The organism is Amycolatopsis sp. NPDC051128 (genome assembly GCF_040682715.1).
Lineage (GTDB): Bacteria > Actinomycetota > Actinomycetes > Mycobacteriales > Pseudonocardiaceae > Amycolatopsis.
The window spans coordinates 111,056-135,300 of the sequence record NZ_JBFBBN010000008.1 but is presented as its reverse complement, the minus strand read 5'-3'; the positions used below and the strand labels follow the sequence as shown (position 1 = coordinate 135,300).

The 24,245-nt window shown below is 71.4% G+C and carries 26 protein-coding genes; 4 read left to right on the top strand and 22 right to left on the bottom strand.

Going from position 1 to position 24,245, the window contains the following annotated elements; translation table 11 throughout:
- Window positions 1-134: 134 nt before the first annotated feature.
- Window positions 135-704, bottom strand: a complete 570-nt coding sequence (locus AB0M82_RS11880; protein WP_364720259.1) for a TIGR03086 family metal-binding protein — start codon at window positions 702-704, stop codon at window positions 135-137.
- Between the two features lie 221 nt (window positions 705-925).
- Between AB0M82_RS11880 and AB0M82_RS11875 the strand changes: the two genes are divergently transcribed.
- The gene (locus AB0M82_RS11875) at window positions 926-1,498 is read left to right on the top strand and encodes a helix-turn-helix domain-containing protein (protein WP_364720258.1); all 573 of its coding nucleotides are present in this window, start codon (window positions 926-928) and stop codon (window positions 1,496-1,498) included.
- A 137-nt stretch (window positions 1,499-1,635) separates the two neighbouring features.
- Here AB0M82_RS11875 and AB0M82_RS11870 read toward each other — a convergent pair whose 3' ends face one another.
- Both AB0M82_RS11870 and lysS read right to left on the bottom strand, forming a co-directional pair.
- Window positions 1,636-1,986 carry an Lsr2 family protein gene (locus tag AB0M82_RS11870; RefSeq protein WP_364720255.1) on the bottom strand — a complete coding sequence of 117 codons (351 nt, stop codon included), beginning with the start codon at window positions 1,984-1,986 and terminating at the stop codon, window positions 1,636-1,638.
- 147 nt (window positions 1,987-2,133) lie between these two features.
- Window positions 2,134-3,645 carry a lysine--tRNA ligase gene (lysS, locus tag AB0M82_RS11865; protein ID WP_364720253.1) on the bottom strand — a complete coding sequence of 504 codons (1,512 nt, stop codon included), beginning with the start codon at window positions 3,643-3,645 and terminating at the stop codon, window positions 2,134-2,136.
- A 194-nt stretch (window positions 3,646-3,839) separates the two neighbouring features.
- Here lysS and AB0M82_RS11860 point away from each other — a divergent pair, with 194 nt between their 5' ends.
- Together AB0M82_RS11860 and AB0M82_RS11855 are read left to right on the top strand one after the other, a co-directional pair.
- The gene (locus AB0M82_RS11860; protein ID WP_364720251.1) at window positions 3,840-4,169 is read left to right on the top strand and encodes a hypothetical protein; all 330 of its coding nucleotides are present in this window, start codon (window positions 3,840-3,842) and stop codon (window positions 4,167-4,169) included.
- Window positions 4,139-4,540: a DUF6640 family protein gene (locus tag AB0M82_RS11855; protein WP_364720249.1), complete on the top strand. Its 402-nt coding sequence runs from the start codon at window positions 4,139-4,141 to the stop codon at window positions 4,538-4,540. The genes AB0M82_RS11860 and AB0M82_RS11855 overlap by 31 nt, the downstream gene beginning before the upstream one ends.
- Before the next feature lie 13 nt (window positions 4,541-4,553).
- Here the strand turns inward: AB0M82_RS11855 and AB0M82_RS11850 are convergent, their stop codons facing one another.
- The 7 genes from AB0M82_RS11850 to AB0M82_RS11820 all read right to left on the bottom strand — a co-directional run bounded on the left by AB0M82_RS11850 (window position 4,554) and on the right by AB0M82_RS11820 (window position 11,857).
- Entirely contained in the window at window positions 4,554-5,333 is a 780-nt protein-coding gene (locus AB0M82_RS11850; RefSeq protein WP_364720247.1) for a type III pantothenate kinase, read from the bottom strand.
- Window positions 5,334-5,338: 5 nt separating this feature from the next.
- The gene (panD, locus tag AB0M82_RS11845) at window positions 5,339-5,833 is read right to left on the bottom strand and encodes an aspartate 1-decarboxylase (protein WP_364720245.1); all 495 of its coding nucleotides are present in this window, start codon (window positions 5,831-5,833) and stop codon (window positions 5,339-5,341) included.
- Between the two features lie 9 nt (window positions 5,834-5,842).
- On the bottom strand, window positions 5,843-6,748 hold the full coding sequence (gene panC / locus AB0M82_RS11840) for a pantoate--beta-alanine ligase (protein WP_364720242.1): 906 nt from the start codon (window positions 6,746-6,748) through the stop codon (window positions 5,843-5,845).
- Window positions 6,745-7,653 (bottom strand): DUF2520 domain-containing protein, encoded by a 909-nt coding sequence (locus tag AB0M82_RS11835; protein ID WP_364720240.1) that lies wholly within the window; start codon window positions 7,651-7,653, stop codon window positions 6,745-6,747. Before AB0M82_RS11835 ends, panC begins: the two co-directional genes overlap by 4 nt.
- Before the next feature lie 142 nt (window positions 7,654-7,795).
- On the bottom strand, window positions 7,796-8,899 hold the full coding sequence (locus tag AB0M82_RS11830) for a PrsW family intramembrane metalloprotease (protein WP_364720456.1): 1,104 nt from the start codon (window positions 8,897-8,899) through the stop codon (window positions 7,796-7,798).
- A 114-nt stretch (window positions 8,900-9,013) separates the two neighbouring features.
- A complete protein-coding gene (locus AB0M82_RS11825) occupies window positions 9,014-11,326 on the bottom strand; it encodes a DUF6779 domain-containing protein (RefSeq protein WP_364720237.1) in 2,313 nt (770 codons plus the stop codon).
- Window positions 11,327-11,395: 69 nt separating this feature from the next.
- Window positions 11,396-11,857 (bottom strand): DUF3180 domain-containing protein, encoded by a 462-nt coding sequence (locus AB0M82_RS11820; protein ID WP_364720235.1) that lies wholly within the window; start codon window positions 11,855-11,857, stop codon window positions 11,396-11,398.
- Window positions 11,858-11,936: 79 nt separating this feature from the next.
- Here AB0M82_RS11820 and AB0M82_RS11815 point away from each other — a divergent pair, with 79 nt between their 5' ends.
- Window positions 11,937-12,872 carry a MerR family transcriptional regulator gene (locus AB0M82_RS11815; protein WP_364720232.1) on the top strand — a complete coding sequence of 312 codons (936 nt, stop codon included), beginning with the start codon at window positions 11,937-11,939 and terminating at the stop codon, window positions 12,870-12,872.
- Window positions 12,873-12,992: 120 nt separating this feature from the next.
- Here the strand turns inward: AB0M82_RS11815 and folK are convergent, their stop codons facing one another.
- The 12 genes from folK to AB0M82_RS11755 all read right to left on the bottom strand — a co-directional run bounded on the left by folK (window position 12,993) and on the right by AB0M82_RS11755 (window position 24,185).
- The gene (gene folK, locus AB0M82_RS11810) at window positions 12,993-13,484 is read right to left on the bottom strand and encodes a 2-amino-4-hydroxy-6-hydroxymethyldihydropteridine diphosphokinase (protein ID WP_364720230.1); all 492 of its coding nucleotides are present in this window, start codon (window positions 13,482-13,484) and stop codon (window positions 12,993-12,995) included.
- Window positions 13,481-13,840: a dihydroneopterin aldolase gene (folB, locus tag AB0M82_RS11805; protein ID WP_364720227.1), complete on the bottom strand. Its 360-nt coding sequence runs from the start codon at window positions 13,838-13,840 to the stop codon at window positions 13,481-13,483. The genes folK and folB overlap by 4 nt, the downstream gene beginning before the upstream one ends.
- Window positions 13,833-14,639 (bottom strand): dihydropteroate synthase, encoded by an 807-nt coding sequence (folP, locus tag AB0M82_RS11800; protein WP_364720454.1) that lies wholly within the window; start codon window positions 14,637-14,639, stop codon window positions 13,833-13,835. Before folP ends, folB begins: the two co-directional genes overlap by 8 nt.
- Before the next feature lie 35 nt (window positions 14,640-14,674).
- Window positions 14,675-15,280 (bottom strand): GTP cyclohydrolase I FolE, encoded by a 606-nt coding sequence (folE, locus tag AB0M82_RS11795; RefSeq protein ID WP_364720224.1) that lies wholly within the window; start codon window positions 15,278-15,280, stop codon window positions 14,675-14,677.
- Complete coding sequence (gene ftsH / locus AB0M82_RS11790) at window positions 15,258-17,681, bottom strand: ATP-dependent zinc metalloprotease FtsH (protein WP_364720222.1); 2,424 nt, start codon at window positions 17,679-17,681, stop codon at window positions 15,258-15,260. The genes folE and ftsH overlap by 23 nt, the downstream gene beginning before the upstream one ends.
- Window positions 17,682-17,881: 200 nt before the next feature.
- Window positions 17,882-18,718, bottom strand: a complete 837-nt coding sequence (locus tag AB0M82_RS11785; protein WP_364720219.1) for an ESX secretion-associated protein EspG — start codon at window positions 18,716-18,718, stop codon at window positions 17,882-17,884.
- Window positions 18,719-18,831: 113 nt separating this feature from the next.
- Window positions 18,832-19,617 (bottom strand): ESX secretion-associated protein EspG, encoded by a 786-nt coding sequence (locus tag AB0M82_RS11780; RefSeq protein WP_364720217.1) that lies wholly within the window; start codon window positions 19,615-19,617, stop codon window positions 18,832-18,834.
- 57 nt (window positions 19,618-19,674) lie between these two features.
- Window positions 19,675-21,063, bottom strand: coding sequence for a hypothetical protein (locus tag AB0M82_RS11775; protein WP_364720214.1), 1,389 nt, complete (start codon window positions 21,061-21,063; stop codon window positions 19,675-19,677).
- A gap of 22 nt (window positions 21,064-21,085) precedes the next feature.
- Window positions 21,086-21,451: a hypothetical protein gene (locus tag AB0M82_RS11770; protein ID WP_364720211.1), complete on the bottom strand. Its 366-nt coding sequence runs from the start codon at window positions 21,449-21,451 to the stop codon at window positions 21,086-21,088.
- 203 nt (window positions 21,452-21,654) lie between these two features.
- Complete coding sequence (gene hpt, locus AB0M82_RS11765) at window positions 21,655-22,206, bottom strand: hypoxanthine phosphoribosyltransferase (RefSeq protein ID WP_354823977.1); 552 nt, start codon at window positions 22,204-22,206, stop codon at window positions 21,655-21,657.
- Window positions 22,207-22,209: 3 nt separating this feature from the next.
- Window positions 22,210-23,169: a tRNA lysidine(34) synthetase TilS gene (gene tilS, locus AB0M82_RS11760; protein WP_364720209.1), complete on the bottom strand. Its 960-nt coding sequence runs from the start codon at window positions 23,167-23,169 to the stop codon at window positions 22,210-22,212.
- A complete protein-coding gene (locus AB0M82_RS11755; RefSeq protein ID WP_364720452.1) occupies window positions 23,166-24,185 on the bottom strand; it encodes a zinc-dependent metalloprotease in 1,020 nt (339 codons plus the stop codon). Before AB0M82_RS11755 ends, tilS begins: the two co-directional genes overlap by 4 nt.
- Window positions 24,186-24,245 lie beyond the last annotated feature (60 nt).

Here is a 24,245-nt window from a genome sequence, read left to right as displayed (position 1 = left end):
GCCGCGACAAACTCCCCCGCCCTTCCCTGGGGGGCGTCCCCGAGTCCAGTCTATCGGCGGGCTGCGACAAAAACTCCTGGATCGGCGTTCGAGCGCCGGAGTTGTCCACATCCGAGCCGGGCTGTGGACAACCGTCAGGGCGTCCAGGCCGGATCGCGGCCCGAGGCGCCCAGCGCCCGCTCCAGCGGCGACGCGCCGGCCGGCGCCTCCACGGCCGGCCCGTAGACGCCCATCGACCGCGCCTGCTCGCCCATCGCCACCGCGGACTCGAACACCGCCGTCGCCGGCTCCGGGGCGCACTGGAGCTCCTGGCCGCTCGCCCGGGCCAGGTCCCAGCCGTGCAGGACGAACTCGCCCAGCACCATGTCGCCGACCACCGACGCCGGCAGCCGCGCGGTGCCCAGCGTCGTCGTTCCCGTCCAGGCCGACGGCGCTCCGAACACGTCCACGAGGGTCTCCGTCTGCTTCTCCAGCGCCGCGCGCCAGTCGTCCGTGACGAGCGCCGCGTCCGCTTCGCCGCCGTTCGGTGCCGGCGGGTCCTCGCGCCGTCCCGCGGCGATGAGCCACGGGCCCCAGTACAGGAGGTGGTTGAGCAGCCCGCGGACGTCGTAGCCGGTGCACGGCGTCGGGGCGGTCAGGTCGTCCACCGCGTGGGCGATCCGGAGGAATTCGGCAGCGGCGGGCCGCAGCAGGTCGGCAGTCATGGCGGTGATCCAAACGCGCGGCCACCGGGCTGTCTTGAAGAAACGCGACAGCTATCGCGCGGCATCGTGGCCGAGGCCACCGCGCGCACGATGTTCACGCTGACCAGGCACCCGCCCGCACCGGCCCACGAGCAGCGGGTGCTGCCGAACCTCGCGTTCCCCGGCACGTCCGGCGTCCACGGCCCCGCCCGTGACCTCTTTCCCACCTTCTCGAGGGCCGCGTGCAGGGCCTGGGCGTGCCTTTCCGGCCCGGTTGCTTCCGCGCGTTCCTCGGCGCCCCGGTGCGTGACATCGCCGACCGGGTTGTCCCGCTCACGGACGTTTTCGGACCGGCGGTGACCGAGGCCGCGGAATCGGTGCGCACGGCGGCGGACGACGCGCAAATGGTCCATGCCGTCGACAACTTGCTGATCGCAAAACCGGTGACGCTCTCGCCGTCGGCGCGGCGGGCCGCGGAGGCGGTGGAAACAATCGCACGGGATCCGAGAATTACCCGAGTGGCGCAACTGTGCGCGGATACTGGACTAACCACCCGGTCCTTGCAGCGGTTGTTCGCCGAACACGTCGACTGTCCGCCCAAGTGGGCGATCCGGATATACCGGCTGAACGACGCGGCACAGCGGATCGCTACCGAAGGGACGCCGGATTACGCCGGTCTGGCGGTTCGACTGGGCTATAGCGACCAATCGCACTTCATCCGTGATTTCCGGACGGTGACCGGCCAGTCGCCCGCGGAGTACGTCCGTACGTCGCGCGAGTCCGTCGAACACGAAGCGGACAGTGACCGGGCATGAAGAAAGCCGCCGGGCGAATTCGCCCGGCGGCCACCGCTGAAACCCCGCGTCACGCGTTTGTCCTGACGTCACCGGCACAAGACAACCGCTGGTCAGCGACCTGCGGCCGCCCCGTGCGGAGCCGACCTGAACAATCCTCAGTTCTTCTGGTGGTAGGCCTCGACGACCTCGGAGGGGATCCGGCCCCGGTCCGAAACCGCGAAACCGTTCTTGCGCGCCCAGGCCCGAATGGCCTGGTTCTGCTCACGGTCGACGGCGGCCGGACGGGCGGAACCCTTACCCGCGACCGGGCGCGAGGAAGCGCGCTTGCGGCCACCCGCACGACGGGCGTGCTCGACATACTGGGCGAGGGCGTCCCGCAGCTCCTCGGCGTTTTCCGAGGAGAGGTCGATCTGGTAGCTGACTCCGTCCAAACCGAACTCGACGGTCTCTTCGGCCTCACTGCCGTCCAGGTCGTCGACCAGCGAGACGAGCACCTTCTGTGCCATCTGTTTCCTCCTGCGGGGCTTACTCAATGATCTGGTTACGGGGCGTGCCCCGGGACAGAAGACTTTGTCTAGAACATTAGTACCCGCTTCGGGAGGGCAGCGCAAATCTCATTGCCATAACCGGCGGCTATCCTGACACGGCGGGGGTTATTCGGGACGCACCAGCGGGAAGAGGATCGTCTCCCGGATACCCAGCCCGGTCAGCGCCATGAGCAGCCGGTCGATCCCCATTCCGACACCGCCGCTCGGCGGCATTCCGTACTCGAGGGCACGCAGGAAATCCTCGTCGAGCCGCATGGCTTCGCTATCGCCCTGGGCGGCCAGCAGGGACTGTTCGGTGAGCCGTTCCCGTTCGACGACCGGATCGACCAGCTCGGAGTATCCGGTGGCGAGTTCGAATCCGCGCACGTAGAGGTCCCACTTCTCGGCCACACCGGCCCGCGAGCGGTGCTGCCGCGTCAATGGCGACGTCTCCAGCGGAAAATCACGGACAAACGTCGGGGCGTGCAGGTGATCTCCGACGAGGTGTTCCCACAGTTCCTCGACCAGCTTCCCGTGCCCCAGCTTCGGATCCACTTCCAGGCCCCTGGCCTGCGCGAATCCGTGCAGTTTGGCGGCGGGCGTCTCCGGCGTGACCTCTTCGCCGAGGGAATCGGACAACGACTCGTACATTCCGAGTGTGGTCCATTCGCCGGACAGGTCGTACTCCGAGCCGTCCGGCAGCGTGACGACCGTCGTGTCCAGCACCGTCTGCGCGGCCTCCTGGATCAGCTCCCGCGTCATCACCGCATTCGTGTCGTACGTGGCGTAGGCCTCGTAGTACTCGAGCATCGCGAACTCCGGCGAGTGCGAGGAGTCGCTGCCCTCGTTGCGGAAGTTGCGGTTGATCTCGAAGACCTTCTCGATGCCGCCGACGACACAGCGCTTGAGGTAGAGCTCCGGCGCGATCCGCAGGAAGAGCTCCAAGTCGAAAGCGTTCGAATGCGTGACGAACGGGCGCGCCGCGGCGCCGCCGTGCAGAGTCTGCAGCATCGGCGTCTCGACCTCGGTGAACCCGCGGCGGTGGAACGACTCCCGCAGCGACCGGACGACGCCGGCGCGCGTGCGCACGACGTCCCGCGCGCGCGGGCGCATGATGAGGTCGACGTAGCGCTGGCGGACCCGCGTCTCCTCGGCCAGCTCCTTGAAGGCGTTCGGCAGCGGGCGCAGCGCCTTCGACGTGATGCGCCAGGCGTCGGCCATGACCGAAAGCTCGCCGCGCTTGGAGGTGATGACCTCACCGTGCACGAAGACGTGGTCGCCGAGGTCGACGTCGGACTTCCACGCCGCCAGCGCGTCTTCGCCGACCTTCGCCAGGCTGATCATCGCCTGCAGTTCGGTGCCGTCACCCTCGCGGAGGCTGGCGAAGCACAGTTTGCCCGTGTTGCGCAGGAACATCACCCGGCCGGTGACGCCGACCACCGCACCGGTGGCGGTGTCGGTGGGCAGCCCGGAATGCGCCGCGCGCACCTCGGCGAGCGAGTGCGTGCGGGGCACCTCGACCGGGTAGGGATCGATACCCTCGGCGAGGATCCGGTCACGCTTCTCCCGGCGCACCCGCATCTGCTCGGGCAGTTCGTCTTCGGCGGGCTCGCTGGTGGGAGGAGGCTTTTCGGTCATGGCCCATAGGGTACGAACTCCGCTGCGCGCTACGCCAACCGGATTACCTTTCCTTTCCGTCGATTGACCTGGGCCGGTGAGCGATCCCACCCGGGCGCGGCGAGCTTCTTCCTTCGGCAGCCGGGCGGCCGAGTACGCCGAGCACCGGCCCGGCTACGCGGAACGGATCCCGCTGCCCGACGAGCATCGAAGGTATGCGCGAGGTGACGCACCCGGCGTTCGATCCGTTCGAAAGCGACCGGTTCCGCCACACGCAACGGCGCACCGCGGAGACCCTGCTGGAAACGATCGCGACGTATTCGAAGGTGATCGTGTCGGCGCCGGAGGAGTCGGCGGCCCTGCTGGGCCGGCTCCGGCGGTTCCTGGCCGCGAATCCGGCCACGGCGAGCGGCGAGTTCGACCTGCCGCTGATCACCACGGTCCGGCGCGCGCGGCCGGCGCTGACGTTCTTCGTCCTTGACCTCGATCGAGGTCGAGGTTCGACACTGGAGTCATGCGCAGGAAATCTCTGGGACGGGCACTGATCTCGCTGACTTCGGTCGTGACGGCGGTAGGCCCGTACCGTGCCGACTGGAACGAGACCCACGTACACAACCCGGCCTGGCCGCCGCACGCCAAGTTCCACAACGGCCAGACGATGAGCCTGGGACTCGCGCTGGGCGTCACCAGTCTGTGGCAGCTGTGGCGGGCGCCGGCCCGGGCGGGTCTCGACGCCGGAGCGGTACTGGCGTCGCTGTACTGGGTGACGCAGATTTCGGCACTGGCCTATCCGGGGTCGAAGGCGGTGGACCCGCCGGGTGCCGCGAGGTTCCCGCAGGCCAAGGTGGCCTTCCCGGCGTTGGCGGTCACGGCGCTGGGATACGTGCTGGAGCGCCGCCGTCTGGCCCGCAGCTGACGGCTGTCCCCGCTCAGGGGCGGATGTTGCGTTCGTAGGCCAGGCGCAGCCCGAGCAACGTCAGATCCGGGACGTGCTCGGTGATCGTCTCCGACTCGCCGATCACCAGTGGCGCGAGACCGCCCGTCGCCAGCACCGCCACCGGTTCCGCCCCACCCGGCGAAAGCTCGCGGACGATCCGCTTCACCAGTCCGTCCACCTGACCCGCGAAGCCGTACAGGATGCCCGACTGCAGGCACTCCACCGTGTTCTTGCCGATCACCGACCGCGGCGCCACCAGTTCGACCTTCCGCAGCGCCGCCGCGCGCAGCGCCAGCGCGTCGACCGAGATCTCGATGCCCGGGGCGAACGCGCCGCCGAGGAACTCACCCCGCGCCGAGATCGCGTCGACGTTCGTCGACGTGCCGAAGTCGACCACCACGCACGCCGTGCCGCGGTGGAGGTGGTGCGCGGCCAAGGTGTTCACCAGCCGGTCCGCGCCCACCTCCTTCGGGTTGTCCACCAGCAGGGCCACGCCCGTGCGCACGCCGGGCTCGACGAGGACCTTCGGCACCTTCGCGTAGTACCGCGACAGCATCACCCGCAGCTCGCGCAGCACCGCCGGCACCGTCGACAACGCGCTGATGCCGGTCACCGCGTCCGCCCGGGGGCCGAGCAGCCCGCGCACCGTCAGCGCGAGCTCGTCGGCCGTGATCCGCGCGTCGGTGCGCATGCGCCAATCGCCGACGAGTTCGCGACCGGAGTACAGACCCAGCACGATGTTCGTGTTGCCGACGTCGACGGTGAGCAGCAAGCGGGTCAGCTTTCCGCGTGCAGCAGCGCGTCGAGGCGGCGGGCGTCCGCCGTCTCGGCGACCGGGAAGGCCGCTGCCTCCTCCTCGGGCAGGGTCACCGTGCCGCTCAGCAGCCCGGAGCCTTCCGGCGCGTGGCCGGGGTCGGTGTGCCGGTGGACGATCCGGTTGTCCGCGTCGACGAACACCACGCGCGGCTGGTACGTCGCCGCTTCGGCGTCGTCCATCTGGCCGTACGAGATGAGGATCACCAGGTCACCCGGGTGCACCAGGTGCGCCGCGGCGCCGTTGATGCCGAGCACCCCGCTGCCGCGTTCCCCCTTGATGACGTAGGTCTCCAGCCGCGCCCCGTTCGTGACGTCCACAATGGACACCTGTTCCCCCGGCAGCAGGTCCGCGGCCTCCATCAGGTCCTCGTCGACCGTCACCGAACCGACGTAGTGCAGGTCGGCCTGGGTCACGGTGACCCGGTGGATCTTCGACTTGAGCATCGTGCGGTACATCGTGGACTCCTATTCCCCTGCGTCCAGCCGCTCGGGGTGTTCTACCGCGGCGCCGAGCAACACCGGAACGTTGTCGATCAGCCGGGTACTCCCCACCCGGGCCGCGATCAACAGTCGTGCCTCACCATCGACGGGCGCGGGCCCGAGGTCGGTTCCCCTCAACTCCAGGTAATCCACCTCGACCGCGGGCCGCGCGGCGAGGGTCTTCCACGCGGTCTCGAGGACCGCGTCGGCACCGTCCCGGCCGACGAACGCGCCCGCGGTGAGGGCGGCCGACAGGACGATGGCGTCTTCGCGCTGTTCAGGCGTCAGGTAGACGTTGCGCGACGACAGCGCGAGCCCGTCGCGCTCCCGCACGGTCGGCACGCCGATGACGCGCGTGTCGATGTTCAGGTCCCGGACCATCCGCTTGATCAGCACCAGCTGCTGGTAGTCCTTTTCGCCGAAGAACGCGTAGTCCGGACGGAGCAGGTTGAACAGCTTCGCCACGACGGTCAGCACGCCGGCGAAGTGGCCGGGCCGGACGGCACCTTCGAGTTCGTCGCCGAGCGGGCCCGGGTGCACGGTCACCGTGGCACCTTCGGCGTAGATCGCGTCCGCGCTCGGCGTGAACGCGATTTCGACACCGTCCTCGGTCAGCACGGCCAGGTCGGCTTCCAGCGGCCGCGGATAGGCCTCGAAGTCCTCGCCCGCGCCGAACTGCAGCGGGTTCACGAAGATCGAGGTGGCCACGACGGTGTTCGGCAGCCGCTTCGCGCGGCGGATCAGCTCGCGGTGCCCGGCGTGCAGGGCGCCCATGGTCGGCACGAGCGCCAGCTTGCGGCCGACGCCGTGCAACGCCCGGCTGACCTGGCTCGCGTGCGGGGGCGACGCGAACGTGTTCAACGTGCCGCGGCTGAATTTCGGTGTGGTCACTGGTCTTGCTGCCCTTCGGCGGGATCGTCGAGGAGATCGGTGAGTTCTTTGGCGGCCGCGGTGTCCGGCAGCAGCCCAGCCAAGCGCGAACGCGCCACCGTGCGCTTGGCCAGCGCCCGGTAAGCCGGTTCGACGTCCGGCGCCCGGTCCGCCAGCACCGTGAGGTGCTTGCGGACGGTGCCGAGATCGCCACGGGCGACCGGGCCGGTGAGCGCGCGGTCGCCGTGTCGGAGCACATTATCCAACGCCGCCGAAAGCAGCGGCGCGACCAGTCGCTCCGGCTGCCCGATTCCCGCCTGGCGCAACAGATCCGCGCAGTCGGCGACCAGCGTCATCAGGTGGTTCGCGCCGTGCGCCAACGCAGCGTGGTAGAGCGGTCGCGCGACGTCAGGGATGCGCACCGGCTCGGCGCCCATCTCGACGGCGAGCGCTTCGCCGACGTTCCACGCCGCCTCGTCGTCCTGAGCCGCCGTGACGCCGATGCTGCACGCCGCCAGCCGTTCGAGGTCCTCCTCGCGGCCGGTGAACGTCATCACCGGGTGCAGCGCGAGCGGTAGCGCCCCGGCCTCCGCCGCAGGCGCCAGCACGTCGATGCCGTGCGCGCCGGAGGTATGCACGACGATCTGCCCGGGCCGCAGCGACTCCGTGGCGACGAGCCCGCGGACCATCCCGGCCAGCGCGTCGTCGGGCAGGGCGAGCAGCACCAGGTCCGCCCGGCGAACGGTTTCGTCGGGCGGCAGCAGGGGCACATCGGGCAGGAGGCGTTCGGCTCGCGCCAGTGACGCGGCGGACAGGCCGGACGCGGCGACCACGGTGTGGCCCGCCCGGCCCAGCGCGGCGCCGAGAACACTGCCCACCCGGCCGGCGGAGACGACGCCGACCGCGAGGCGAGCGGGCCTCATCATGGCGTGCGCCTGTGGACGCTCATGGTTGGCAGACTCCTCTGCTCACGTTCCAGTCCCGTTCCGGGTACCGGACGACGGCGCGAGACTAACTCGGGTGAGCGCGCGACGTTGCGCCCGGGTGACCAGCTTCACCCGGACCGGGTCACCCGCGGGCGGCGTCCTCGGCGAGGCGCGTCGCCTCCGCGCGAGCGGCCTTCAACGTCCGCAGCAGCTCCTGCTGGCGCTGCCGGTCGGTGTCGCTGCGGAGCTCGTGCCGGTCCAGGAACGCCAGCTCCGTCACGCTCGCCTGGTACACGGCGACGGCGCGGGCAGCGCGTTTTCCGGACTGGCGCTTCGCCTGGCGCCGCCAGGCACGGCGACCGGGCAGGCTGGCCAGCAGATCGACCTCCGACGGCGCGATCCACCGCGCCGCGGCCATGTGCGGCAGGGCGGCGGCGATGATCCGCTGCTCCCGCCGTCGCTGCAGCACGACCAGGTACACCACGCCGAGGAACAACGGCACCATGATCAGGAAGTACACGGTCAGGAACTGCGACCCGCCGAGCAGCGCGGCGGTGTTCCACAGCGCGTGCAGGCAAACCGCGGCCAGGTAGCCGGCCAGCGGCGCGATGATCTTCATCGCCTTCGTAGTCGCCCGCGCGGCGATGCCGATCCCGATGCCGGTCAGCACCGCGAACAGCGGGTGCGTGAACGGCGCGAGCACGCCACGCAGGAAGAACGCCGTGATGACGCCCTGGCTGTGGCCGTCACCGAAGCCGTAGTCGGCGAACGCGCGGCCGAAGTAGTAGATGTTCTCGGTGAACGCGAACCCGGCGGCGCTGAACCCGGCGTAGACGACGCCGTCCACGACGCCATCGAACTCGCTGGACCGGCGCCACACGATCAGCACCACGAACAGCGCCTTCGCGGCCTCCTCGACCACCGGAGCCGACACCAGCGCGGCGAGCGTGTTGCCGCTGCCGGAGCCGAGCAGCTCGTCACCGACCGCCTCCGCGGTGGTGTTGATGAGCAGCGCCGTGACCGTCGCGACGCACGCGCCCCAGGCGAACGCGAGCAACAGGAACTTGGCCGGCTCCGGCTCCCAGCGGTCGACCCAGAGGAATCCCGCGACCACCCCGGCGACCGGCACCAGCGCGGCCAGCACCCCGATCGTCACGGCGAGCGGCCCGACCCGCGCTGTCGCCAAGCCGAACAGGAACAGGCCGCACAGGGCCACCACGATCAGCCCGAGCACCGGCAGCAGCACGGTGATCCGGCGAGGCCGCCGTCCGCGATCCAGTCCCGTCGCGGGCGAGAGGGTTCCGCTCACAGCCGGTCACCCTACGCAGACCGCACGCGGGCCGGAATCCGAACCCCGGCCTCAGTCCTCGGCTCGCCGCCGGCGGCGCGGGGTCGCCCCGGTTCCGCCGTTGGCCGCCAGCAGCTCGCTGACCGAACGACCCGCGGCGTGGGAGCCGCCACCCGGGGCGGACTCGGCGGCGCGGCGGCCGTTGCGGGCGGCGTGGCCGTTGCTGTTGCCGTTCTGCCCGTTGCCGTTCTGCCCGTTGCCGTTCTGTCCATTGGCGTGCTGTCCATTGGCGCTGTGTCCGTTGCCGTTCTGCTCGACGTCGGCGGGGTCGACCGGCGCCATGTTGCGCCGGGACAGGGACGCCCGCTCGGCGACCATGCCTTCCCACGCCGGCGGCTCGCCGTCCGGACGACGGCGACGGCCACCGCCGGCGGGCTCGGGCGGCGACGCGGGCACGGCGGGCAGCTGCTGCGAGTCGTCCGGCTTGCGGCGACGGCCACCGGACCGGCCCTGGAAGTTGCGCACCGACTCCGGCAGCGTCGGGTTCACCGGCGGCGCCTCGGCCTGAGCCGCCTCGGCGGGCGCGCGGTGCGAACCACCGTGCCGGGACGGCGGCTCGTCGAGGATCGGCGACATGTCGGCCCGCGAGAACTGCTCCAGCCGCGACGGACGACGGCCGTCGGCGGCCGGGACCGGCGTCGTCGGCGGCACCACCGGGGGCAGGTTGGTGCGCGACGGCTGCCGCGGCGACGGGCCGTTGCTCGGCACCGGCGTCGTCGGCGGGACGACCGGGATGTCGGTGCGCGACGCCGTGACGTCTCGCGGCATCGGCGGTTTGGCCGGCTGCGGCTCGGGCGGCTTCGGCCGGTTCAGCCGCTGCCGCTCGGCGAAGTCGTCCCGGTTCGGGAAGGCCGCGCTCAGGTCGGCCACCGGGCGGATGTCCGACCGCGACATCTCGGCCGGCTTCGGCGGCGGCACGCTGGCCGCCGGACGTCCCTGAGGCGGGCGTGCCGGCGGCTCGGGGGCCCTGCGGGGCTCGGGCCGCGCGCCGTTCGGCTGGCCGCCGACGCGAGGCAGGTCCGGCCGGGACATCTCGACGCGCGGGATGTCCGGACGCGACATCTCGACCCGAGGGATGTCCGAGCGGGACTGCTCGACACGCGGAATATCCGAGCGAGACTGCTCAACCCGCGGAACATCCGGACGGGACATCTCCACCCGAGGAATGTCCGAGCGAGACTGCTCGACACGCGGAATATCCGAGCGAGACTGCTCAACCCGCGGAATGTCCGGACGGGACATCTCCACGCGAGGAATGTCCGGACGCGACATCTCGACCCGGGGGATATCGGACCGCGACATCTCCGCGCGCCGCGCGGGCGGCGGCTCGGGACGGCGGATCTCGGTCTTCGGCTCCGCTGGACGGCGGATTTCGGTCTTGGGCTCGGGCCGCGGCACGTCGCGACGCGTCGCCTCGGCGTTCTCCGGACGGCGCTCGGGCTGCTGCTTCGGGGCTTCGTCCGGCTTCGGCAGCTGCATCGGCTGCGACTCGGCCTGACGGCGGGCCGCCTCGGCCCGCAGCTCGGCGGCCTTCAGCTCGCGCTGCGCGGCGGTCAGCGCCGGGTCGACCGGCGGCACCGGCGGACGGCGCTCGCTCAGCGGCTTGGGCCGGGCGATCTGCTGGGTGCTCTGCTGAGCGTTGACCGGGGCCTTCGGGGCCGGCTTGCCGCCGAAGCCCTTGCTCTTGCCGAGGCCCTTGCCGTTGGCGGGCTTCGCGCCCGACGCCTTGCGGCGGCGTTCGTCGAGGACGCGGTCGATCAGCTCGGTCGGCCGATCACCCCCCTCGACCACCGGCTTCTTGCCCGGCATCAGCTGAGCCGGCTTCTTCTTCGGCGGGCCGTCGGTGACCATGCGGTTGTCGTCGGAGAGCTTGCGCATCCGGGTCGCCTGCGCGGTCAGCGCGACGCGTTCGAGCAGGACCTCGCCGCCGAACAGCGACTGAAGACTGTCGCGCAGCGCGGACACCTCGTTGCGCAGCGCCTCCAGCTCCTCGCGGCCGCGGGAGTCGGCGGTGCTGCGGTTCTCGGCCTCCATCTCCAGCTCGTATTCGCGCCGGGCCGCGATCTCGCGTTCCAGCTCCAGTTCGTACACAGCCTGCGCCTCGGCGACCGCGTCCTCGCTCTGTGCCGCGTGCTTGCGGTACTTCACGGCGAGGAACGCGCCGATCAGGGCAGCCCAGAGGGCGGCGACGATCCCGAGCCGGAGATACCGGAGATCTTCGCTGAGCACCAGTGCGAGGGTGGCTCCGATGGCGAGGACAAAGCCGACAACGAGCCACGGCCTGCCCAAGAGGCGGCCGCGCGAGTCGTCACCCACGCCGGTCATGACTGACACCGTACCTGCTCGTAATCCGAACGAGACCTGGTCGGTCCAACGAGCGGTGGGATTCGAGCGCTAACCGGTCGTCCCACGGGTGTGCTCACGATCTTGGTCGCGGGGGGTGCGGCAGCAGTGTTCGAGCCACAAACCCGCTGCTACCAGGGCTGCGGAAGAGCCGACGCCGACCACCCCGGCCCGGGTGTCGAGCACCGCCGCGACGAGTTCGTCACGTCGCGGAAAAAGATAGGCGAGCGCGGCGAGCCAGGCGCCTCCCATGACCGCTCCGGCGAGCGACGAAGCCTTGGCGAGGGCCACCGAGCGGGCGATCCCGATCGCGGCGACGACACGGCCGTTCTTGACTCGCGAGCGGATGGAGAGGGCGAGCACCGCCTCGATCACGGCGAGCACCGCGAAGGTGATGCCGGCGAACGTCGGCAGCTGGGGCAGCGAGCCGTACGCGACCTGGAAGAGCAAGTAGCCGAGGGCCAGGCCGAGCAGCCCGGCCACCACCAGGTCACGGGGCCGGGTGAAGTGCATGTCCCCAACCGTACCGTGCGAGCCGGGTCCCAAAAGTAAGCTTGACTCTCCACCGACTGGAGAGTTCACCATGCGTCTTGTGGGCACCACCGCGACCTTCACCATCGGCGAGCTGGCCAAGCGGACCGGCCTGCCGGTCAAGACCATCCGCTTCTACTCGGACGAGGGCCTGCTGCCCCCGACCGAGCGGACGGACGCCGGTTACCGGCTCTACGACGCGGCGGCGATGGCCCGGCTCGAGCTGGTCCGCACGCTGCGCGAGCTGGGTCTGGGCCTCGTCGACGTCTCCGCCGCCTTGAGCCGGTCGACGACCGTCGGCGAGCTGGCGAGCCGGCACGTCGAGGCGCTCGACGAGCAGATCCGGCGGCTGCGGCTGCGCCGGGCGGTGCTGCGCGCGGTGGCCAAACGTGATTCCGAGTTGGAGGAAGTGAACCTGATGAACCGTCTCGCGTCGATGTCCGACGAGGAGCGCAAACGGCTGGTCGACGAGTTCTGGGACGAGATGGTCGCCGGACTCGACGTGGACCAGGAGTTCTACCAGCGGATGCGCTCGGGGAAGCCGGAGCTGCCCGACGACCCGTCGCCCGAGCAGCTCGAGGCCTGGATCGAGTTCGCCGAGCTGGTCCAGGACCCGGACTTCCGGGCCCTGATCCGCACCATGAGCGAAACGCAGGCGCGCCAGATCGAGGCCGGCGAGTTCCAGCAGCCGGCGGAGGCTTGGCAGCAGAACTGGCCCAGCTGGGTCTCGCGCGCCGAAGCGGCCGTGGCCGCCGGCGATTCGCCCACGTCGGAGGCGGGACAAGCGCTTGCGGCGGAAATCGCGGCGGCGACGGCCCGCCCGGACCAGGACCCGTCGTCGGCGGAGTTCCGGGCGGAGATGGCGGACCGGTTCGCCCACAGCGGCGACCCGCGCGCCGAGCGCTACTGGCAGCTGCTGGCGACCATCAACGGCTGGCCGCCGGTGCCGACGGCGCAGCCCGCGGTCCGGTTCATGGTCGCCGCCCTGCGCGGCTGACCTGCCCGGACGTCAGGAGCGACTCGTTCACGTCACCGGACGGCGTCAACGAGTCGCTCACCGCGTTCGCCGAACCAGGACGGCAACTCGGCGATCCGGTGGCCTCCGGGGCTTGACGCGTCAGTGGAGGGCGAGGTCCGTCCGGCGGACCGTCGCGACCTCGTCCTCCGGGCGCGCGGCGAGCAACTCGGCGATCGGGCCGTGCCCCGGCAGGACCGCGTCCGGGTCGATCTCCATCCACGGCACCAGCACGCTGGCGCGGTCCGGCGTTCCCGGGTGCGGCAGCAGCAGCTCCGGGTCGCCGGACGTCACCCCGTCCACCGTGACCACGTCGACGTCCAGGGTCCGCGGGCCCCAGCGCAGCTCGCGGACCCGCCCGGCGGCCCGCTCGGCGGCCTGCCCGGTGCGCAGCCACGCCCAGTGGTCCCGCGCCGGGTCCTCGACGACGCACACGGCGTTGAGGAAGTCCGGCTGGTCCTCGACGCCCCACGCCTTGGTCTCGTACACGCTCGACACGGCGACCAGCGCGGGCCGGACGGCGTCCAGCGCCAGCTTCAGGAACCCCAGCCGGTCACCCAGGTTGGAGCCGAGGGACAGCACCGCGCGGCTCATCGCGCGCGCTTCACCGTGACGGCCACGTCGTCGAAGGTCAGCGGAATCGGGGCCGACGGCTTGTGCACCGTCACCTCGACCGCGCCCAGCCGCTCGTCACGCAGCACCTCGTCGGCGATCTTGCCCGCGACGCTCTCGATGAGGTCGTACGGCTCGCCCGCGACGATCCCCGCCGCCAGCTCGGCCAGCTCGCCGTAGTGCAGGGTCTTGGTCAGGTCGTCCGACGCGGCGGCCGGCCCGAGGTCCAGCCACACCGTGATGTCGACGACGAACTCCTGGCCGTCCCGCTTCTCGTGCTCGAACACCCCGTGGCGGCCGAACACGCGCAGGCCGGTCAGCGTGATCCGATCAGACATCCGGCGAACCCTTCCCCCAAGCGGCGGCCACCGCGACGGCGTCCAGCGACGCCCCGACTTCGTGCACCCGCACGCCCCACGCACCGGCGGCCGCGGCCAGGGCGGAAATCGCCGCCGTCGCGTCCTCACGGCCGTCCGGGGCACGCGGGGTGCCGTCCTTCGCGGACAACAGGCGGCCGAGGAACCGTTTGCGCGAGGCGCCGACGAGCACCGGGAAACCGAGGGAAAGCAACGAGTCCAGCCCGTGCAGCAACGCCCAGTCGTGCTCGGCGTCCTTCGCGAAGCCGAGCCCGGGATCGAGCACGATCGCGCTCTCGGCCACGCCGTTGGCGAGCGCCGCGTCCACCCTGGACAACAGCTCGGCCCGCACGTCGGCGACGACGTCCTGATAGGACGCAAGCGCCTGCATGTCCTTGCTGTGCCCACGCCAGTGCATCAGCACCCACGGCACCCCGGTCTCGGCCGCGACCCGGGCCATGTCCGGGTCGGCCAGGCCGCCCGAGACGTCGTTGATGACGTGCGCGCCGGCTTCGAGCGCCGCCGCGGCGACGGTCGCGCGGGTGGTGTCGACCGACAACCGGATGCCTTCGCCGGCGAGGGTCCGGATCACCGGCAGGACGCGCGCCAGCTCGGTTTCGGCGCCCACCCGGGCCGCCCCCGGCCGCGTCGACTCACCGCCGACGTCGACCAGATCGGCACCCCGCGCCCACATCGCGCGGGCGTGCTCCAATGCCTGGTCGAGCCCGAGGTACCGGCCACCGTCCGAAAAGGAATCAGGCGTCACGTTCAGCACGCCCATCACGACGCACCGCCCGGGAGCGGGGAGCCCCACGCTCACCGGCGCGCCTTGATGAGATCGAGCGCCTCCGCCCGGGACGACGGGGAGTTCTTGAGTTGCCCCCGCACGGCGGAGGTGGTCGTGCGGGCGCCCGGCTTCCGGATGCCACGCATGCCCATGCAGAGGTGCTCGGCCTCGATCACGACGATGACGCCGCGCGGTTCGAGCTTCCGCACGATCGCGTCGGCGACCTGGGAGGTCAGGCGTTCTTGAACCTGGGGTCGTTTCGCGTAGAGGTCGACGAGACGAGCGAGCTTCGACAGCCCGGTGACCTTCCCGCCGGCGTTCGGGATGTACCCGACGTGCGCGACGCCGTGGAAGGGCACGAGGTGGTGTTCACACACGCTGAACATCGGGATGTCCGTGATCAGCACCAGCTCTTCGTGGGACTCGTCGAACGTGCGGTCCAGCACCGAATCCGGCTCGGTGTACAGCCCCGCGAACATCTCGCGGTACGCGCGGGCGACCCGGGCGGGGGTGTCCTTGAGACCGTCCCGCTCCGGGTCTTCGCCGCACGCCAGAAGGAGCTCGTGGATCGCCTTCTCCGCCCGGTCCTGGTCGAAGACCGGGCGGTCGGCGTCACTGGGGCTTTTCTGGTCCATCCACGTCACGACGCTCTCCCTCGCTCTGCTGGTTGCCGGCCTGGTCGGCGAACCAGCCGTGTTCACGAGAGCGTTCGTCCCCACCGGGCCGCCACGACTGGCCCGGCTGGCCGCCAGGAGACGTCGCGGGCGTCCAGCCCGGAGGGGCACCGTAGTTCGGCGGGCCGCTCTGGCCGCCGGCCGGGCCGCCCGGGTAGCCGCCGGGCTGCTGGCCGCCGTAGTTCTGCGGCCAGTGCGCCGTGCCGTTGGGAGGGACACCGTTCGGGCCGCCGTAGGGCCGGCCGCCGTTCGGGTAGGTGCCCGGCTGCGGCGGCGCGTACGGGTTGGCGTTCGGGTCGACCGGCGTCGGCGACGGGTACGGCGGGCCACCGGGCAGGTCGCCCGCGCCCTGCGCCGTGCCGACCGGGGTCGGCTCCGGCTTCAGGACCGGCTTCTCCTTCTCCGGCGGCGGCCACGGCTCGCCGCGCTCCATCGCCAGCTCGCCCGGGGTCTTGATCGGCGGCTTGTCCGACGGCGTCCGCTCACCGAACTCGTTGAACACGGTGATGTGCGGGCGCTTCTCGACCGTCGCGAAGATCCGCTCCAGGTCCTTGCGGGTCAGCGTCTCCTTCTCCAGGAGTTCGATGACCAGCTCGTCGAGCACGTCGCGGTAGGTGTTGAGCACGTGCCACGCCTCGGTGTGCGCCGTCTCGATGAGCTTGCGCACCTCCTCGTCGATCTCGTGCGCCACTTCCAGCGAGTAGTCCGCCTGCCGCCCGGCCGACCGGCCGAGGAACGGGTCGCCCTGCTCCTGGCCGTACTTGACCGCGCCGAGCCGGGCGCTCATGCCGTACTCGGTGACCATCGCGCGGGCGATCTTCGTCGCCTGCTCGATGTCCGAGGACGCGCCCGTGGTGGGCTCGTGGAAGACGAGCTCCTCCGCCGTGCGGCCACCCATCGCGAAGACCAGCCGCCCGATCATCTCGGAACGGGTCATCAGGTCCTTGTCGTCCTCGGGGACGAGCAGGGCGTGCCCGCCGGTCCGGCCGCGCGGCAGGATCGTCAGCTTGTAGACCGGCTCGATGTCCGGCATCGCCCACGCGGCGAGCGCGTGCCCGCCCTCGTGGTAGGCCGTGATCTTCTTCTCCTTCTCGGAGATGATCCGGCTCTTGCGGGCGGGGCCGCCGACGACGCGGTCGACGGACTCTTCGAGCTCGACGTCGCTGATCACGTGCCCGTTCTTGCGGGCGGTGAGCAGCGCGGCCTCGTTCAGCACGTTCGCCAGGTCGGCGCCGGACATGCCGACGGTCCGCTTGGCCAGGCTGCCGAGATCGGTGCCCTGCGCGATCGGCTTGCCCTTGGCGTGCACCTCGAGGATCGCGCGGCGGCCGCGCATGTCGGGCGCGGACACCGGGATCTGCCGGTCGAACCGGCCCGGGCGCAGCAGCGCCGGGTCGAGGATGTCCGGCCGGTTGGTCGCCGCGATCAGGATGATCCCGCCGCGGGCGTCGAAGCCGTCCATCTCGACGAGCAGCTGGTTCAGGGTCTGCTCGCGCTCGTCGTGTCCGCCGCCGAGGCCGGCGCCGCGCTGGCGGCCGACCGCGTCGATCTCGTCGACGAAGATGATGCAGGGCGCGTTCTGCTTGGCCTGTTCGAACAGGTCACGCACACGAGACGCGCCGACACCGACGAACATCTCGACGAAGTCCGAGCCGGAGATCGTGTAGAACGGCACGCCCGCCTCGCCCGCGACAGCCCGCGCGAGCAGCGTCTTGCCGGTACCGGGCGGCCCGTAGAGCAGCACGCCCTTCGGGATCTTCGCGCCGAGCGCCTGGTAGCGCGCCGGGTTCTGCAGGAAGTCCTTGATCTCGTACAGCTCTTCGACGGCCTCGTCGGCACCCGCGACGTCCCCGAAGGTCGTCTTGGGCATGTCCTTGTTCAGCTGCTTGGCCTTGGACTTGCCGAAGTTGAGGACGCGGTTGCCGCCGCCCTGCGCGTTGTTCATCATCCACATCAGCAGGCCCAGGACGAGGGCCAGCGGGATGGCGAAGATGAGGATCTGGGTCAGCACGCCCTGCTGGGTCACCTTGGTGGTGAACTTGGGGCCGCCGTCGCCGTTCTTCGCGGCCAGCAGCTTGTCGTAGATTTCCAGCGACGCGTTGGCCGGGTACTGCGAAATGATCTGGGTGACCTGCTGCCCGTCGACGTCGATGGGCTTCGCCAGCAGCAGCTTGACCTGCTGCTCCTTGTCCTCGAGGCTGGCTTCCTTGACGTTGTTCGAGGTGATCTGGGAGTTCGCCACCGAGATGGGTGCCTGGGTGTACCCACGATCACTGTCGAAGATCGTGTTGTACGCGAACAACGCCAGCAACCCCGCGACGATCCACAGCAGTGGGTTCCTGAGCACGCTCTTCCGGTTCATACGACTCGGCCCTGGTGGCCTCGACCCTCCCTGGTTGGGCGGCTCCTGTGATACCCGCCATCACGATCTTGACAACTCGTGGTGCCTGAGCACCGGTTCTCACCAGGGTACCGTCCGCTGCCGCGTTCATCCCCTGTGAGCCTCTCGCAGGTCAACGGGCGATACCGCGCCCGGGTTCCCGGCCGGTGTCGCCGGTCACGCTAACGCCTGCCGTCTGACACGCTGCTCACCATCTCGCCCAGCCTCGTCCGCAACGTCTTCTGGTCGGCGGGGGCCAGGGTGACCCACTCGCGGCCGTCGCTACCTGCGCGGGAGAGGCTCAGGTAGCGCCCGGTCGCGGTGTCGAACCAGGCCAGCACGCGGGACCGTTGCTTGGCCCCGACCTGCGAACGGCTGTTCGCTGCCAGCTGACCGCCCCGCAGCCGGGGCTGCCCGGCGATACGGCCGTACGCCTCGCGCGGGTCGGCCGTGGCGCGTTCGCTCAACGGCGCCCGCCGCGACGGCGCGGCCTTCCCGCGGCGCCTGCCGGTGTCTTCTTCCGCACCCGGCGCCGACGGCACCGGGACGCGGATCGGCGCGGTGCGCAGCGCCTCGTCCAGCGGGAGTGTGACCGACGCCTCGCTGCCGCGCGGCCCGGCCGGCAGCACCCCGATGACGGCGGAGACCAGGGCGTCCGGCGGGACGTCCCGCAGCCAGATGCCGTCGGCGTCCTGGATCGCGAGCACGCCCTTGGTGCCGTCGGCCGCCGCGAGCACGCCGACGGTGGGGGCCTCGAACTGCGGGATGTGCAGCGCGTCGATGGTCAGCGGGGCGAAGGCCAGCAGTTGCAGCGCGTCCTCGATCGGCGGCGCCAGCCTGCCGCGCGGTTCCCGGATGCCCCGCGCCTTCAGTTCGACGTCGGCGCGGTGGCGCAGCGAGACGCGCTCGTTCTCGGTCGCGCCGTGCGACCGGATCCGCAGCGGGTACGGCAGCTCCCCGGCCTGCGCCGACTCCCACAGGAAGTCGAACGCGAGCGGTGAGAAGAACTCTTGCATCATCACTCTCCCGGATCGGACTCTTGCTCAGCGTAATACGCACCACCGACAAAACGAGTCGTTCCCGGTTGCCGGTAGAGCACGTCCGAAGAACCCGGACCGATCCTCCCCGGCGGTCAGACCTTGCTGGTCGCCGCGGCTCCCGCGAGCATCTCCCCGAGGCGGTGGCGCAGCGTCGCGGCGTCGGCGGGGGCGATCGTGATCCACTCCCGGCCGTCGCGGCCGCGCGTCGCCTGGGTGAAGTAGCGACCGGTCTCGGTGTCGAACCAGCTCAGCACCGGCGTGCGGGTGCGCCCGCCCATCCGGGCGCGGGCGTTGGCGGCGATCTGGCCGCCGCGCAGCCGCGGCTGGGCGTACAGCCGGGCGAGGGCCTTGCGCTCGTCGTCCGCGCCGGCGCGGTCGTCGCCGTTGCCACGGCGCCGCATGAAGTCGGCGCCGTGCGCGCCGGCCAGCTGCTCCAGCGGCACCGTGATCGACTTCTCGGTGCCGCGCGGGGCACCCGGCAGCAGCGAGACGATCGCGCTGGCGAGCCCGTCCGGCGGGCACGGCTGCAGGTGCAGGCCGCGGGTGTCCTGCACGGCCAGCAACCCCAGGCCGCCCAGCACGCCGGCGATCGAGAGCAGCGGCTCGGCGTCCGGGGCGATCAGCTGGACGGCGTCCAGGCTCAGCTCGGGAGCGGCCAGCACCCCGAAGTAGTCCTCGACGTGCGGTTCGGGCCGGCCACGGCCGTCGGCGAGCCCACGTGCGGCGAGCCCCTCCAACGTGCGCTGACGCAGCATCGCCCGCTCGTCGACGGTCGCGCCGTGCGAACGGACGCGCAGCGGGTACGGCAGCTCGCCCAGCCCGGCGGACTCCCACAGGAAGTCCACCTCGACCGGGGTGAGCAGCTCAGCGGTCGGCATCGAGCCACCCCCAGGAAAGGACGAGCCGGGCGCGCGCGGCGCGCGCCCGGCTGTGGGTCAGCGGGCTTCGTCGTCCTCGGACCACGCGCCGATGACCGGCGGCGGGGTCGCCTGGTTCGCGCCGAAGGCCTCGTCCGGGTCCGCCTCGATGAGGAACGACGCGTGCGTGTGCTCCTCGTCCTGCTCCGGCCGAGCGCCCTGCGGGGCCATGCCGCCCATCCCGCCCATGTTCGGCGGCGGCGGGGTCTGGCCGCCGATGGTGCCCGCCGACGAGACGACGCCCTGCTGCGGCGCCTGCGCCGACGCGGCGCTCTGCGCCTGGCCGTCGGCCGACGCCAGGCTCGTGTCGTTGTCGGCCTTCGAGCCGGACCGGTTGCCCGCGCCCAGCGCCCGCGAGGCCAGCGCCCCGAGGCCGCCGGCGACGCCACCGAGGCCGAGACCCATCCCGATCTTGCTGAGCGGGTTGCCGCCGGACTGCGCGCCACCGGGGGCGACGTGCCCCGCGCCGGTCGCGGTGCCGGCGCCGGTGACCGGGCCGCCGCCGGGCGCGTCACCGCCGAGTACGCCCGCGTCGTGGCCGAAGCCCGCGGCGCCGTGGGCCGCGTTCGGGCCGACGCCCGCGTGCTGGGCGCCGAGCGCGCCGCCATGGCCGCCGAAGCCGGCGCCGCCGGAGGCGAAGATCGCGTCGGCCCCGCCGCCGGGCAGCCCCTGCACCGGTCCGGCGCTGCCGACACTGCCGACCGAGTTGAACGAGACGGAGTTGTGCGAACCGGTCGGCTTCATGCCGAGCGATTCCGGGCCGAAGCTCGGGGTCGTGCTGTCGACCTCGCTCATGGCCTGCGTGTAGGCGTTGAACATCGCGACCTGCTGCGCCTTGACGTCGTCGGCCGCGTCCTGCTGCACCTTCAGGTCGTTGTTCAGCGCCGCCGGGCCACCCGCCAGCAACGCCGCCATACTCTGCTTCGGGTCGTAGTCCAGGGCCGGCGGCATCTTCTTGACCTGTTCGGCCGCATCGCGCTGCCGGGCGAGGCGGTCGGACATCGTGTGGGCGGCCTCGGAGGCCTGCGACCCGGAGTTGGCGATGGCCACGAGCGCGCCCTGCGCGCCCGCGGCGCCCTGGCCGACCCAGGCGTTGCCCAGCTCGGCGATCGCGTTGTACAGGTGGTCGGACGCCTGCTTCAGCTCGTTGCCGTGGTGCGCCCAGGCGTGCCCGGCCGCGGTCGCCGTCTCGGGGAAGTTGTTCTGGGTCGCGCTTTTGAACAGCGTTTTGCTGCTCTGCGCGTTCCAGTTCGGCGGGTCGGTGATCGCGCGGTCGTCGCCGATGTCGAAGCCGTCGGAACGGTCACGGGCGTTGGCGACGATGTCCTGCGACGCCGAGTTGTCACCCAGCGGCACCAGCGAGCCCGGGTCACCGGTCGACGGCTGGTCGGTGTTGTTCGGAGCCATGACTACGAGTTCCCCCTTGGACTCAGGCGTTACGGAACGGTTCGGCCGCGGCCTGGTCGATCTCGTGGTACCGGGACATCGCCGTGACGATGCCCTCCTCGGCGGCGGAGTACTGGTCGAGCAGGTTCTGCAGCGCGGCGGCGTAGGAGTCGCCCCCGCCGTCCGCGCGCTGGACGAACTTCTCGGCGATCGCATGGCCGACCGGGTTGTCGCCCAGCTTCGGCGGCTGAGCGAGCGTGCCCGCGCCGTTGAGCAGGGCTTCGACCGCGTCCTTGCCGGTCCGGATCTTGTTCAGCACGGTCTGCGCGGCGTCGGGGTCGATTCCGACCTGACCCGCCGCTGCCGCGGCTTTGAAGGCGTTCGCGTCGGCAGCGCTGCTGTTCCCCATCTGAGCTCTCTCCCGTTCCCCCGACCCGGTCACCGCGGGCACGACTGGTCTTCGCATAGGTTAACGCACGTGATCAGAGCCTATGACGCGATCGGCCGAGCCGGGGTTCCGCAAATCCGGTAGTTGCGGTGAACGGTCGGTGACAACCGGGGCTCCGCCCCGGGCCGGGGGCTCCGCCACCCGGAGCCCCCGGAAAGCCTGAACTAGGACGTGTAGACCTTCGGGTCCAAGGTGCCGATGTAGGGCAGGTCCCGGTACCGCTCGGCGTAGTCGAGGCCGTAGCCGACGACGAACTCGTTGGGGATGTCGAAGCCGATGTACTTCACCGGGACGTCCACCTTGACCGCCTCCGGCTTGCGCAGCAGCGAAACCACCTCGAGCGACGCGGGGTTGCGGCTCGCGAGGTTCTTCAGCAGCCACGACAGCGTCAGGCCGGAGTCGACGATGTCCTCGACGATCAGCACGTCCCGGCCGGCGATGTCGCGGTCGAGATCCTTGAGGATGCGCACGACGCCGGACGACGACGTCGCCGACCCGTACGAAGAGACGGCCATGAATTCCAGCTGCGTCGGCAGCGGCAGCGCGCGGGCGAAGTCGGTCATGAACATGACCGCGCCCTTCAGGACACCCACCAGCAGGAGTTCACCCTGCCCGTTGGCCGGATAGTCGGCGGCGATCTGCGCCGACAGCTCCGTGATCTTGTCCTTGATCTGCTGCTCGGTGACGAGCACGGAGGCGATTTCGCCCTCGTACACGGGTCATTCTCCTCGCGTGGTGGGGTGGGAGGTGAGGCAGAGCCTGCCATGGCACCGGCTCGCCTCCAAGTTGCCCGGCAGCCAGACGCCGCCCTGCCCACGCCACCGGGCGACGAGCGCGTCGACCGCGCGGAGGTGCGCGTCGGTGAGCTCGCGCACACCCGATTGCAGCAGCCACCTGCGAAGAACCCGCCGGCGCAGTGCCGCGGGTTCGGCCGCGAGCACGGCGACATCCAGTCCCTCGAGGCCGCCTGCACGGGTGAAGATCGAGTCCGCCACTGTGTCCAACGCCTCGTTGTCCTCCCGCAGTTGCGCGGCCGTACGGGCGAGTGCGGCGGCCACACCGCCGTTGAGGACGTCCTCCAGGAGTGGCAGGACTTCGGCGCGCAGCCGGACCCGGGTGAAGCGCGGCTCGGCGTTGTGCGGGTCGTCCCAGTGCTCGACGCCGAGTTCGGCGCACGCCTGCCGGGTGGTGGCCCGCGTGACCTCGAGCAGCGGGCGGCCCCATGGCGGGTCGTGCGGCCGCATCCCGGCGACACTGCGCGGGCCCGAGCCGCGGCCCAGCCCGAGCAGGACCGTTTCGGCCTGGTCGTCGAGGGTGTGGCCGAGCAGCACGAGGTCGTGCCCGGCCAGCGCGCGGTAGCGAGCCTTGCGGGCGGCGGCTTCCGGGCCGCCGGGACCGGTGACGTCGACGCGGCGCACCTCGGCTTCGTCGGCGCCGAGGGACTTCGCCGCGGCGGCGGCGTCGCGCGCGATCTTCGCCGAGCCGTCCTGGAGGCCGTGGTCGACGACCAGCGCCCGGACGCGGTGCCCGCGGCGGTGCCCGACGTGCGCGGCGGCCTCGGCCAGTGCGAGGGAGTCGGCGCCGCCGGAAACCGCGACGCACAGCTCGGGGGGCGCTTCGACCGTCTCCAAGAAGGCGCGGACGGCCCGGCGGACGGCCGCGACCGCCGGCCCGGTCATCCGTGCAGGCGCCGGACCCACGCGGCCGGGTCGGAGATCTCGGCGCGCGACGGCAGGGTGTTCGGCGACCGCCAGACGGCGTTGAAGCCCGCCATGCCGACCGCGTCCACGACGTGCTTCGTGAACTTCGCGCCTTCTTCGTACTGACGGATCTTCGCGTCGACGCCGAGCAACGCGCGCAGCAGCCGGTCGAAGACGCCGCCGCCCTTGCGCCGGGCGGTGAACCGCGCGCGGATCGTGTCGACGCTCGGCACCACCTGCGGGCCGACGGCGTCCATCACGTAGTCGGCGTGGCCTTCCAGGAGCGTCGAGAGCGCCAGCAGCCGGTCGAACACCGCGCGTTCCTTCGGCGACTGGAACAGCTCGACGAGGTTCAGCTTGGGCCCTTGCTTGATCGCTTCGGGCAGCTTGCCGACCAGGTCGGCCAGGCTGTCGGTGCCGCCGAGGCCGCCACTGGTGAGCCCGGAGACGAGCCGCTCGACCTCGTCGGCGAAGTAGTCGCGCAGCCACGTGACCGCGGTGAACTGGAGCCGGTGGGTGCACTCGTGCAGGCAGACCCAGAGCCGGAAGTCGTGCCCGGGAACGTCCATCGCCTGCTCGGCGGCGACGACGTTCGGCGCGACGAGCAGCAGCTGACCGGCGCGCTCGGGACCGCCGAAGGGGTCGTACTGGCCGAGCACGCGGCTGGCCAGGAACGCGAGCACCAGCCCGGTCTGCACGCCGGCGCCGCCGGCCAGGATCGGCCCGAACGGCCCGCCCTGCTGTGGCAGCGCCCGCCCGGTCAGCGCGTCCAGCCCGGCCGCGGCGGAACGCACCCAGCCCGGGCGGTCGACGACTTCGCCGGGCAGCAACGGCAGGTCGAGACCCAGGTTCGTCAGCTGCCGCACGTGCGCCTCGGCCTCGACGGTCAGCTCACGTAGATCGGTGACGGCGGCCTCGGCCGTTTCGCGCGGGACCTGCGGACCGCCGCGCACCAGCAGGGCGCCGGTCTGCGCGGCGATCGCCCAGTCGACCATGGGCCGGGTCTCGGTTTCCTGACTCACCCTCCCGACGCTACCTGGCCCGGGCGGCTTTAC

What these genes read in the sequence shown, in the direction of transcription:
- AB0M82_RS11880 (WP_364720259.1), bottom strand. Translation starts at nt 704, where the DNA reads ATGACTGCCGACCTGCTGCGGCCCGCCGCTGCCGAATTCCTCCGGATC.
- AB0M82_RS11870 (WP_364720255.1), bottom strand. Translation starts at nt 1,986, where the DNA reads ATGGCACAGAAGGTGCTCGTCTCGCTGGTCGACGACCTGGACGGCAGT.
- lysS (WP_364720253.1), bottom strand. Translation starts at nt 3,645, where the DNA reads ATGACCGAAAAGCCTCCTCCCACCAGCGAGCCCGCCGAAGACGAACTG.
- AB0M82_RS11860 (WP_364720251.1), top strand. Translation starts at nt 3,840, where the DNA reads ATGCGCGAGGTGACGCACCCGGCGTTCGATCCGTTCGAAAGCGACCGG.
- AB0M82_RS11855 (WP_364720249.1), top strand. Translation starts at nt 4,139, where the DNA reads ATGCGCAGGAAATCTCTGGGACGGGCACTGATCTCGCTGACTTCGGTC.
- panD (WP_364720245.1), bottom strand. Translation starts at nt 5,833, where the DNA reads ATGTACCGCACGATGCTCAAGTCGAAGATCCACCGGGTCACCGTGACC.
- AB0M82_RS11835 (WP_364720240.1), bottom strand. Translation starts at nt 7,653, where the DNA reads ATGATGAGGCCCGCTCGCCTCGCGGTCGGCGTCGTCTCCGCCGGCCGG.
- AB0M82_RS11825 (WP_364720237.1), bottom strand. Translation starts at nt 11,326, where the DNA reads ATGACCGGCGTGGGTGACGACTCGCGCGGCCGCCTCTTGGGCAGGCCG.
- AB0M82_RS11820 (WP_364720235.1), bottom strand. Translation starts at nt 11,857, where the DNA reads ATGCACTTCACCCGGCCCCGTGACCTGGTGGTGGCCGGGCTGCTCGGC.
- folK (WP_364720230.1), bottom strand. Translation starts at nt 13,484, where the DNA reads ATGAGCCGCGCGGTGCTGTCCCTCGGCTCCAACCTGGGTGACCGGCTG.
- folB (WP_364720227.1), bottom strand. Translation starts at nt 13,840, where the DNA reads ATGTCTGATCGGATCACGCTGACCGGCCTGCGCGTGTTCGGCCGCCAC.
- folP (WP_364720454.1), bottom strand. Translation starts at nt 14,639, where the DNA reads ATGGGCGTGCTGAACGTGACGCCTGATTCCTTTTCGGACGGTGGCCGG.
- folE (WP_364720224.1), bottom strand. Translation starts at nt 15,280, where the DNA reads ATGGACCAGAAAAGCCCCAGTGACGCCGACCGCCCGGTCTTCGACCAG.
- ftsH (WP_364720222.1), bottom strand. Translation starts at nt 17,681, where the DNA reads ATGAACCGGAAGAGCGTGCTCAGGAACCCACTGCTGTGGATCGTCGCG.
- AB0M82_RS11785 (WP_364720219.1), bottom strand. Translation starts at nt 18,718, where the DNA reads ATGATGCAAGAGTTCTTCTCACCGCTCGCGTTCGACTTCCTGTGGGAG.
- AB0M82_RS11780 (WP_364720217.1), bottom strand. Translation starts at nt 19,617, where the DNA reads ATGCCGACCGCTGAGCTGCTCACCCCGGTCGAGGTGGACTTCCTGTGG.
- AB0M82_RS11775 (WP_364720214.1), bottom strand. Translation starts at nt 21,063, where the DNA reads ATGGCTCCGAACAACACCGACCAGCCGTCGACCGGTGACCCGGGCTCG.
- AB0M82_RS11770 (WP_364720211.1), bottom strand. Translation starts at nt 21,451, where the DNA reads ATGGGGAACAGCAGCGCTGCCGACGCGAACGCCTTCAAAGCCGCGGCA.
- tilS (WP_364720209.1), bottom strand. Translation starts at nt 23,169, where the DNA reads ATGACCGGGCCGGCGGTCGCGGCCGTCCGCCGGGCCGTCCGCGCCTTC.
- AB0M82_RS11755 (WP_364720452.1), bottom strand. Translation starts at nt 24,185, where the DNA reads ATGGTCGACTGGGCGATCGCCGCGCAGACCGGCGCCCTGCTGGTGCGC.